Genomic DNA, 9,404 nt, shown 5'->3' with positions numbered 1-9,404 from the left:
ATAAAACCCTGAAATCAAATGGCCGTCAAGCCTTGTTTAGTTATAAGTCCAAAAAAAAACGTATAAGCGGATAGATGGCTAAAAAGCACCTTAGTGTAGCGCTGCAGAAACCCAAGCTCAGCCAGCGCTTTTGTGGCACAATGACGGCCGTTTATTTAGGTACTTCTCATGAAAATTGATTTACACAGCCACACTTATTGCTCAGATGGCGTATTAAGCCCAACCGAACTGGTTGAGCGTGCTGTCAGTAAAGGCGTGGATGTGCTTGCCATTACCGACCACGACACTATTGCAGGACTCGCCGAAGCCCGCGCCGCTATTGCTGAAAAAAAGCTGCCTTTGACCTTGATCCCAGGTGTGGAAATTTCGACCAGCTGGTACGAGTTTGAAATTCATATTGTCGGTTTAAATATCAATACCGACTGCCCGCTGTTTTTACAGCATTTAGCTGCCCAGCAGCAACGCCGTGTCGAACGGGCTGAAGAGATGGCACGTCGATTAGAGAAAAACAAAATACCGGACGTGCTGGAAAATGTATTAAAAATTGCCAATGGCGCTGCGTTAACCCGCACTCACTTTGCCCGTTATCTGGTGCAGATTGGTAAAGCCAGTTCGATGAATACCGTATTTAAAAAGTACTTAAGCCGCGGTAATACAGGTTATGTGCCGAATAACTGGGTGCCGCTGCAAGAATCTGTTCAGTGGATTTTAGCTGCAGGCGGCACTCCTGTTTTAGCCCATCCGCTCAAATACAAACTAAATGGCCGTTGGCTCACCCGTTTAGCGGAAGAGTTTTCTGCCGCTGGCGGCAAAGCCATGGAAGTGGCGTCAGCTCAAATGACGCCAGTGCAAAAACGTCAGGTCTGGATGCTGTGTCAAAAGTTTGGTTTAACGGCGTCGGCGGGTTCTGATTTTCATCAGGAAACGCCATGGAATGAGCTGGGACGCCAGTTGTACTTTACCGACGATGTCACTCCAGTATGGCATGACTGGCAGTTGCCAGAGCCTGAATCAGCACGGCTTTCATCTTGATTTTTAACAAATTTATTGCTATTTCTTAAACATACTTTAGTGACAAGTGCAGAGAATAAGAAGAATTTATGAGCCAGTTTTTTTATGTTCATCCTGAGAATCCACAGCAACGTTTAATTAAACAGGCTGTGCATATTATCAAGCAAGGTGGGGTGGTGATTTACCCGACAGATTCAGGCTATGCGCTGGGGTGTCATATAGGTGACAAAGCCGCGCTTGAGCGTATTTTGCAAATCCGTCAGATGAGCACAGAACATCACTTTACCTTGATGTGCCGCGATTTTTCCGAGCTGTCTGTGTATGCCAAGGTCGAAAACAGCGCCTTTCGCTTAATCAAAAACCATACACCTGGTGCTTATACTTTTATTTTGCGTGGCACCAAAGAAGTGCCTAAGCGTTTGTTAAATGAAAAGAAAAAGACCGTAGGTTTACGTATTCCGCAAAATAAAATTGCGCTGGCGTTACTCGAAGAGCTGGGTGAACCTATGATGTCGAGTTCCTTAGTGTTGCCAGGCAATGACTTTGCTGAATCGGATCCGGAAGAAATGCGCGATCAATTAGAACGTCAGGTGGATTTAATAATTCACGGTGGCGTGATAGCTGAAAACCACACCACAGTGATTGATTTATCCGAAGACAATCCAGTAGTTATTCGTCAGGGCGCAGGCGATAGCAGTGCTTTCCTATAATCTGTGGAGCAGTAATGTCTGAGCCACTCGCCGACAGCTTTGCCAGCCTGACGATACAGCAGCCTTTGCCGCTGGCTTTTGTCCGCGGTGAGGCTGTGCTGGATAAGCCAGAAGATTTGTATATTCCGCCTGAAGCGCTGTCGGTATTGCTGGAGAGTTTTGAAGGTCCGCTGGATTTTTTGCTGTATTTAATTCGTCGTCACCGTTTTGATATTGTCGATTTGCCCATCAACGAAATCACCCTGCAGTATATGGAATACATTGATTTAATGCAGGATATGAACTTTGAGCTGGCAGCGGAGTATTTGTTAATGGCGGCTATGCTGGCGGAGATTAAATCACGTTTATTACTGCCGCAGCACGACCATAAAGCCGATGAAGAAACCGACCCCAGAGCTGATTTAGTCCGGCGGTTGCAGGAATACGAAATTATCCGCAAAGCAGCCACTGACGTGGATTTATTGCCACGCCAGGAGCGGGATTATTTCCCTGCCAAAGCAGGGTTGGATGATAACTTTGAGCCTTATGTGATTTTACCTGAAGTGTCGTTGCAGGAGATTTTGCTGGCACTGAAAGACATTGCCAAACGCGCCAAAGATTTTCAGCATCACCAAATTAAAAAAGAGCATTTATCCACTCGTGAGCGCATGAGTAAGATTTTGGAGTTGCTTAAAGGCCGCTCTGACTACCTTGAGTTTGCTGAATGTTTTGAGTTAGCTGAAGGGCGACAAGGTGTAGTCGTCAGCTTTTTAGCTATTCTGGAGCTGGTCAAAGAAAAGCTGATACAAGTCATACAAGTAGAAGCTTATGGTCAGATCCACGTGAAATTGGCATAATAACCGGCGTATTTGAAGCTACAGACTAAGGAGCGGGCATGGCGAAAAAAATTAACGAGCAACAACTGCTGCAGTTAGTCGAAGCCGCTATTTTTGCCTCTGACAAACCTTTGTCTGTCAATGACTTACAAAGTACTGTGCTGGAAAGTTTTGAGTTAACCCGAAAACGTCTGCAGCAGGCCTTAAGTCAGTTGCAACAGGATTATTTAGGCCGGGGTATTCAGTTGATTGAAACCGCCTCAGGTTTTCGGTTTCAGACCCGCGCTGATTTAAGTGAATATCTGGCTTTACTCTGGCCAGAACGTTCACCCCGTTATTCCCGTGCTGTGCTCGAGACGTTGGCGTTGATTGCCTATCGTCAGCCTATTACCCGCGGCGAAATTGAAGAAGTGCGGGGTGTGACTGTCAGCAGTCAGATTATGCGGACTTTGCTCGACCGGGGTTGGGTCAAAGTGGTAGGGCATAAAGAAGTACCGGGTCGTCCTGGTTTGTATGCCACGACGCCGACATTTTTAGATTATTTTGGCTTAAAGGATTTAAGCGATTTACCTGCTCTGGCCGAGTTTCAAGCAACGCCGGATTTTTTTAACCCAGTCGTGATGACTGAAGAGATACATTAAATCATGAGTGAAAAACTACAGAAAGTGCTGGCGCGATCCGGTGTTGGATCCCGCCGCGAGATGGAAGAATACATCAGTGCTGGACGTGTGACTGTGGATGGCAAAGTGGCGACATTAGGCGACCGCATCAATGCAAATCAACAAGTGCGAGTCGATGGCCATCCGGTCAAAATTGCAGCAGAAGCTGAACAGGTATGCCGTGTGATTGCCTACCACAAACCAGAAGGTGAGATTTGTTCGCGTATCGACCCTGAAGGTCGTCCTACTGTATTTGACCGCCTGCCAAAAATTAAAGACTCACGCTGGATTGCCATTGGCCGTTTAGATATCAATACCAGTGGTTTATTGCTGTTCACCACAGATGGTGAAATGGCCAACCGTTTAATGCATCCAAAGTTTGAAGTAGAACGTGAATATGCAGTACGGGTATTTGGTGATGTCAACGATGCGATGATCCAGAAATTACGTTTAGGCGTGGAGCTGGAAGATGGTAAAGCCAACTTCAAAAAAGTAAAAGCTATGGGCGGCGAAGGCATTAATCGCTGGTTCCATGTGGTGTTGACTGAAGGCCGTAACCGTGAAGTTCGCCGTATGTGGGAATCGCAGGGGGCTGTGGTTAGCCGTTTAATTCGTATTCGTTACGGTGATTTGTTATTGCCTAAACATTTACCAGCAGGTGGTTATGCCGAATATCCGCTGGAAGATGTGAACTATTTACGTAAGCTGGTGCATTTATCGGCTGAAACTGAAAGCTTGATGAAACCGGAAGACCGCGATGAGCGTCGTCGTCGTATGGCAGGCATAAAACGTGCAGTGCGTAAACATCAAATCATGGTGCAGTCGGGTGTTAAGCCAGAAGTGGTGAGAGCAGAAAAAGCAGCAGCAGCCGAAAAAGCCAAAGCGAAAAAGCCAAAACAAACTCAGAAAAAACGTACCCGCATCTGATCCAGCCCTAACTTTTGTATCTTTTGGGTCAGGGTAAACACTCTGACCCAAACTAAATTTCACCTTATTTCATTCAGTTAGCATTAATTTATCTGGTCGGACATCAAAATGACATCTTTGGGCGTCTAACTTAGTACTGAAGTTAAGTTATTGAGCCTGAGGAGATGTGCGATGAATGTATTAGAGCTGAAATTAGGCATGGTGTGCCAGACCAAAAAAGGCATAGGTGTAGTGAGTTGGATAGACGCACAAGATAGAGCTGTGTATTTATCTGATCTGGATAATAAAGATCAGCACATTGCAGTGTCTTTTGATGATCTGCAGGACGAACCTCAGCTGCATCAAAAAGCGGATATTTATTACTGAGCTTGTGATAGCGCTCCGTCATTGATAAAAACCCGTTGAACCTTTCAACGGGTTTTGTTATTTACTTGTATCTGCGTACCTTGCTACTGTAACTCCATCATCCCCTTAGAGAAATATCAATGAAAAGCATAGGCTTAATAGGCGGCATGAGCTGGGAGTCGACTATTCCTTATTATCGTCAGATTAACCAGCGTATCAAGCAACAGTTGGGTGGTCTGCACAGCGCCAAAATCATTTTATACAGTGTAGATTTTGCTGAAATTGAACAGCTGCAGCGCAGTGGCGACTGGGATAAAGCCGGTCAGTTGTTAGCAGATGCTGCGCTCAAGCTACAAACAGCTGGCGCTGAGTGCTTGGTGCTTTGTACTAACACCATGCATAAAGTAGCAGCGGCCATAGAAGCTGCTGTGGCTATTCCACTGTTACATATAGCTGATGCCACGGCCGAAGCTATACAACAAGCTGGCCTTCACAAAGTCGCTTTATTAGGCACCCGTTTTACCATGGAGCAGGATTTTTATAAAAAACGCCTGACGGAGCGTTATGGTTTAACAGTGCTGGTACCGGACGAAGAGGGCAGGAACCTGGTGCATCAGGTCATTTATCAGGAGTTGTGTCTGGGAGTGGTGAATCCAAAGTCACGGCTGCAGTATCAACAAATCATGGCTGATCTGGTGACGCAAGGCGCAGAAGCTATTATTTTAGGCTGCACTGAAATAGGTTTATTGGTGAGCGCTGAAGATTGCGCTGTGCCGTTATTTGATACCACAGCATTGCATGCGCAAAAGGCCGCCGACTATTCTCTGTCCGTTATTTAGGAGGTTAGGGCGGTGGGTAGAATAAGGAATTGATGATGTTGTATTTATACCTTGAAGTTGATTTGTCAGACGATGATGCCGATTTAGATGAAGTAGCGCGGGACTGTGGTCATACGCTAAGTCACCCGCAGCTGTCAGACTGGGATTTATTAGGTGTGACCCACTGGCATGGTCATGCTTGTCTGGAGTTTCAGTTGCAGATGAAACAGGCCATTGACGATTCTGAGCTACATCAGCTGATCAGTGATATTCAGGTGCAGATTTCGCATCCGGCCGTATCGTCCAGCCGTACTATGTTGGTTAGCAAAGTGAAAGAGAGTTAAAGAGTTTTAGCTTTTTAAATCGATACGCTGGTGAATATTGTGCCACTCGTCCGGGAATTTACCCTGTAGCACATAAGAAAAGGCGATAAGCTCGGCGATAATGATATAGAGCTCTTTGGGGATATCGCTGCCAAGCTCAATACGTTGCAGCACTTTCACCAGCTCTTCATCTTCATGTACCAGAACCCCATGTTCTTTGGCTGTGGCGATAATATCCTGCGCCAGTTCGCCATGGCCTTTGGCCACAATCTGTGGTGCATTTTTACCATCATAAGCCAATGCAACCGCGCTGGCGTCTATGTCTATAGCATCGGGGGTTTTAGTCACGTCTTTCATCTGTATCCTTTAGACCCGAATGGCCAGCAAGCTGGTGGTTTTGGGCATTAAACTATCCGGGATTTTTCCAAGCTGACAATGAGCTTCCGTCACCTCTATACCCTGAGCTTTGCATCTGTCTTTTAACAGCGGCAGGTATTTTTCGGCTAATAACTTCAGCATGGTGGTGTCGGTATACAACTGCAACGACAGGGACGAGCCAGATAACTTGCTGATCGCCAACAACTGCCCCAGCTGTTTTAAATCAAACTTCATCGACAGTTGCCACTGGGTTGACTTGCCTTTGCCTTTTTCCTGCTCTTCTTCTTGCTGTGTTATGGCTATCTGGCAAAAGTCAGACAGCTGTTGATTCTGGATCGGCAAGGTTAAGAAGATCTGCTGCAACGGGTCTTTGCTTTGTTGCTCAAGCGTAGCCAACTGGGCTTGTTGCAATGACGAGCTTTGACTGGACAGCTGTTTTAACAACTGACTACTTTGGCTTTGATCCAACTGTGCAACAAATTCTTTCAGCTTATGATCTTTGTTTGGGCCTTTGTCATTTTGCGGCAGACTTTGCCCCAAACGGCCTAATAATAACTGAATAGCCACAGCTAAGGTGCCAGCTGCGGTTTGCGGCATAGTCACATTTTGCAGTGGGTTAAATTGCAACAAGGCCTGCAGTTGGGCCGGCAACTGAGTCAGATTGGTCATCTTACTGGCATCAGGCTGGCTTTGCCGTACCAGTTGTAAAATAGCTTTGACTGCCTCTGGTAAATCAGGCATTTCAGCCAGATTTTCCCACTCCGGATTGAGCATAGGCAATAATTGCCGCCATGCCTGATTAAGCACTGCGGGTTCTATCGCAGGTTTTACAAACTTTGTTGCTTCCACTGTCCCTGATACAGTTTGGGGTTGGTCTGTTTTAGAGCTTTGCAATTGCAGCACTTTGGGCTGAGGGTCTATCTGTATGGTTTTTTGTTCTGGTATAGCTTTGAGCTGTAACTGACCTTGTGGGGTGAGTTGCAGCTGATAGTGAGGATCAGCCAGTTGTTGTTTCATCGCCTGTGGTATAGGTAGCGTTTTTAACTCGTTTAAACTCAACACAGTGCCAGATGCTGCGTTGGTAAGCTGTGGCAATACCAAAGGCAAAATGCGTTGCTGCACTGGCGCAGATAACGGAATAATAGTTTGCTGCTGAGCTGAGCCTGCTGCTGGTATTTTTAATGGTGCTGCTGTCGATGCCGATACAGCAGGCTGCGGCTGAGTTTTTATGTTGCCTGATGTGGGTTCGCTTTTCAGCGGAACAGTCAGTACATCAGGCGCTTTTGCTGATAATGGACCAGAGTTTTTGCCCTGAGTGGTATCAGCTGAAGGTGGCAGCAAAGCAGCTTTTGGCAACACCAGGCTTAATTGCCCGGCTTTTAACTGCAGCTTAGCGTCCAGCCATTGGCTTGGCGGCAAGCTTTGCAACGCTGCTGGTAAGGGCAACTGAACTTTATTTTGCCCCAACTGCAAAACCAGTTGCTGATCCTGGCGCTGAATTTGTACCTGCACCTGCACGACTTTGGCCAGGTTAGTGCTTGCCTGCGTGTGCAGCTGGGCTGCTAATTGAGTGTTCAGTTGAGTGGTGAGCTGAGTACTGGGCTGGGAGCTGGGTTGAGTCGATAGTTGTGCACTGAGCTGTGTCACTAACTGTTGCAATTGCGGCTGAGTCAGTTGAACAGGCATAGGCTGAGGGCCGTTTTGACTGAGTTTTAACTGCAGCTGGCCTGACAACGCCTGAGTCAATTGCACCATGAGCTGACCTTGCAAGGCTGGTAAATTCAGTTTGGCATCCTGGATCAGCACCATACCCGCAGGAGTGTGCAGCTTTAACTGGCCTATGCCATCTTTGCCAATGTTTAACAGCGCCTGATAGTTGTGTTCTTCCACCAGCACAGCAGCGGGCACAGACCCTTTGGTTTGGGCACTTAACGCGCTATCTATCGTTATCTGGTTCACTTATAGTCAGGTCCATTGTTGGTCATCAGGCATAGTTGCACAAATATATCGGCAATTGTGGTTTTGATCTGAAACATTAATTTCGACAATGCCTGCGGTTTCAAGGTTATAGCGCATTCGTATTCTATTGCCAATATGCTAAGATGCCGCGACTTTTTTTGGGAGTTTGCCCTTTGTCGATAATTTTGGCCGCCGAAGCACTAAGCTGTGTCCGCCAGGACAGAGTGTTATTTGAAAACTTAAATTTTCAGTTAAGTGCAGGGCAAGTGCTTTATATTCAAGGAAAAAACGGAGCCGGTAAAAGTTCGCTGTTGCGACTGCTGGCGGGTTTGAGCTTGCCTGAAGACGGTCAGATTTTATTCCACGGTAAACCTCTAAGCTCTGTGGCTGAGCTTTTTGCAGAACAACTGCTGTTTATTGGCCATCAGAGTGGTATTCATCCTCAACTGACCGCCTTACAAAATTTAGCTTTCTGGTCGGCTTTGACCGAACAGCAGGTGGCCGATCCTTATCAGTTATTAGGCTTTTTAGGTTTAGCTGGTTTGGAAGATATTCCTTGTTTTATGCTCTCAGCCGGTCAGCAGCGCCGTGTCTCTTTGGCTCGATTGTGGTTCACAACTAAACCACTGTGGATACTGGACGAACCTTTTACCTCCTTGGATCAGCAGTTGATAGCCAAACTAGAACAGCATTTTTTACAGCATCTGTCGGCAGGCGGGGTTATTGTTTTGACCAGTCATCAGGTCTTGTCCGCTTCTTACCCGCAGCTTCAGGCGATAGAACTGGAGTACAGATGGTGATGTGGAGCTCTTTAATCAAACGCGAATTACAATTGCTGGGACGGCAAAAAGCCGACTGGTTGAATCCGCTGGTATTCTTTTTATTGGTGCTGAGCTTGTTTCCGCTGGGGATTGGACCCGAACCCGGTATGCTGAAACAAATAGCGCCAGGTCTGGTCTGGATAGCTGCACTGCTAAGCGTGTTGTTGTCGGCTGAACGCCTATTTAAAGATGATTATCGTTATGGTGTGATAGAACAGTTGGTGGCGGGACGACAAGGTTTATTTAGCTATGTTACGGCGAAAATTTGTTGTCACTGGTTATCGACAGGTGTGCCATTAATTCTGGTGTCGCCTCTGATTGCGGTGTTACTTGGGCTGGACTGGCAAAGCTGGCAAGTATTAGTAGTGACCCTGATACTGGGTACGCCCGTATTAAGTTTATTAAGTGTATTAGGCGCCGCGCTAACTATGGCCGCAGACAAAGGCGGTATATTGCAGGCGCTGATTATTTTACCTTTGTATATTCCACTGCTGATTTTTGCCAGTGGTGCTATGGAAGCCGCAGCCACAGCTTTGCCTTATACAGGGCAGCTAGCTGTACTGCTGGCTTTTTTATTATTTGCCTTAGCGCTGGTGCCTCTGGCCGTGCGTCAGGCACTTCGAATGAATGTGGGGTAG

Annotated in this window: 12 protein-coding genes; 10 read left to right on the top strand and 2 right to left on the bottom strand. The window is 46.7% G+C overall.

Features of this window, described 5'->3' with window-relative positions:
• The first annotated feature begins 168 nt into the window (after positions 1-168).
• The 8 genes from P3C17_RS11385 to P3C17_RS11350 all read left to right on the top strand — a co-directional run bounded on the left by P3C17_RS11385 (position 169) and on the right by P3C17_RS11350 (position 5,629).
• Positions 169-1,032 (top strand): PHP domain-containing protein, encoded by an 864-nt coding sequence (locus P3C17_RS11385; RefSeq protein WP_300929548.1) that lies wholly within the window; start codon positions 169-171, stop codon positions 1,030-1,032.
• A gap of 68 nt (positions 1,033-1,100) precedes the next feature.
• Positions 1,101-1,721 carry an L-threonylcarbamoyladenylate synthase gene (locus tag P3C17_RS11380; protein ID WP_300929547.1) on the top strand — a complete coding sequence of 207 codons (621 nt, stop codon included), beginning with the start codon at positions 1,101-1,103 and terminating at the stop codon, positions 1,719-1,721.
• Between the two features lie 14 nt (positions 1,722-1,735).
• The gene (locus tag P3C17_RS11375; RefSeq protein WP_300929546.1) at positions 1,736-2,557 is read left to right on the top strand and encodes a ScpA family protein; all 822 of its coding nucleotides are present in this window, start codon (positions 1,736-1,738) and stop codon (positions 2,555-2,557) included.
• A gap of 38 nt (positions 2,558-2,595) precedes the next feature.
• Positions 2,596-3,177 (top strand): SMC-Scp complex subunit ScpB, encoded by a 582-nt coding sequence (gene scpB / locus P3C17_RS11370; RefSeq protein WP_008898391.1) that lies wholly within the window; start codon positions 2,596-2,598, stop codon positions 3,175-3,177.
• 3 nt (positions 3,178-3,180) lie between these two features.
• Complete coding sequence (gene rluB / locus P3C17_RS11365; protein WP_300929545.1) at positions 3,181-4,122, top strand: 23S rRNA pseudouridine(2605) synthase RluB; 942 nt, start codon at positions 3,181-3,183, stop codon at positions 4,120-4,122.
• A gap of 171 nt (positions 4,123-4,293) precedes the next feature.
• Complete coding sequence (locus tag P3C17_RS11360) at positions 4,294-4,488, top strand: hypothetical protein (RefSeq protein ID WP_053424663.1); 195 nt, start codon at positions 4,294-4,296, stop codon at positions 4,486-4,488.
• 119 nt (positions 4,489-4,607) lie between these two features.
• A complete protein-coding gene (locus tag P3C17_RS11355; RefSeq protein ID WP_300929544.1) occupies positions 4,608-5,306 on the top strand; it encodes an aspartate/glutamate racemase family protein in 699 nt (232 codons plus the stop codon).
• Between the two features lie 32 nt (positions 5,307-5,338).
• Positions 5,339-5,629 (top strand): hypothetical protein, encoded by a 291-nt coding sequence (locus P3C17_RS11350; protein WP_300929543.1) that lies wholly within the window; start codon positions 5,339-5,341, stop codon positions 5,627-5,629.
• 6 nt (positions 5,630-5,635) lie between these two features.
• On the opposite strand, the gene P3C17_RS11345 is transcribed toward P3C17_RS11350, so the two are convergent.
• Entirely contained in the window at positions 5,636-5,965 is a 330-nt protein-coding gene (locus P3C17_RS11345) for an EscU/YscU/HrcU family type III secretion system export apparatus switch protein (protein WP_300929542.1), read from the bottom strand.
• Positions 5,966-5,974: 9 nt separating this feature from the next.
• Positions 5,975-7,945, bottom strand: coding sequence for a flagellar hook-length control protein FliK (locus P3C17_RS11340; RefSeq protein ID WP_300929541.1), 1,971 nt, complete (start codon positions 7,943-7,945; stop codon positions 5,975-5,977).
• A 173-nt stretch (positions 7,946-8,118) separates the two neighbouring features.
• Between P3C17_RS11340 and ccmA the strand changes: the two genes are divergently transcribed.
• Both ccmA and ccmB read left to right on the top strand, forming a co-directional pair.
• Positions 8,119-8,745 (top strand): cytochrome c biogenesis heme-transporting ATPase CcmA, encoded by a 627-nt coding sequence (gene ccmA / locus P3C17_RS11335; RefSeq protein ID WP_300929540.1) that lies wholly within the window; start codon positions 8,119-8,121, stop codon positions 8,743-8,745.
• Entirely contained in the window at positions 8,739-9,404 is a 666-nt protein-coding gene (ccmB, locus tag P3C17_RS11330) for a heme exporter protein CcmB (RefSeq protein WP_300929539.1), read from the top strand. Before ccmA ends, ccmB begins: the two co-directional genes overlap by 7 nt.

Source organism: Rheinheimera sp. 1928-s (assembly GCF_029269265.1).
Classification (GTDB): domain Bacteria; phylum Pseudomonadota; class Gammaproteobacteria; order Enterobacterales; family Alteromonadaceae; genus Pararheinheimera.
Note: the sequence above shows the minus strand (reverse complement) of the source record. Positions and strands in the feature narration are given on the sequence as shown.

What these genes read in the sequence shown, in the direction of transcription:
- P3C17_RS11380 (WP_300929547.1), top strand. Translation starts at nt 1,101, where the DNA reads ATGAGCCAGTTTTTTTATGTTCATCCTGAGAATCCACAGCAACGTTTA.
- ccmB (WP_300929539.1), top strand. Translation starts at nt 8,739, where the DNA reads ATGGTGATGTGGAGCTCTTTAATCAAACGCGAATTACAATTGCTGGGA.
- rluB (WP_300929545.1), top strand. Translation starts at nt 3,181, where the DNA reads ATGAGTGAAAAACTACAGAAAGTGCTGGCGCGATCCGGTGTTGGATCC.
- P3C17_RS11385 (WP_300929548.1), top strand. Translation starts at nt 169, where the DNA reads ATGAAAATTGATTTACACAGCCACACTTATTGCTCAGATGGCGTATTA.
- P3C17_RS11375 (WP_300929546.1), top strand. Translation starts at nt 1,736, where the DNA reads ATGTCTGAGCCACTCGCCGACAGCTTTGCCAGCCTGACGATACAGCAG.
- P3C17_RS11350 (WP_300929543.1), top strand. Translation starts at nt 5,339, where the DNA reads ATGATGTTGTATTTATACCTTGAAGTTGATTTGTCAGACGATGATGCC.
- P3C17_RS11345 (WP_300929542.1), bottom strand. Translation starts at nt 5,965, where the DNA reads ATGAAAGACGTGACTAAAACCCCCGATGCTATAGACATAGACGCCAGC.
- P3C17_RS11355 (WP_300929544.1), top strand. Translation starts at nt 4,608, where the DNA reads ATGAAAAGCATAGGCTTAATAGGCGGCATGAGCTGGGAGTCGACTATT.
- P3C17_RS11360 (WP_053424663.1), top strand. Translation starts at nt 4,294, where the DNA reads ATGAATGTATTAGAGCTGAAATTAGGCATGGTGTGCCAGACCAAAAAA.
- scpB (WP_008898391.1), top strand. Translation starts at nt 2,596, where the DNA reads ATGGCGAAAAAAATTAACGAGCAACAACTGCTGCAGTTAGTCGAAGCC.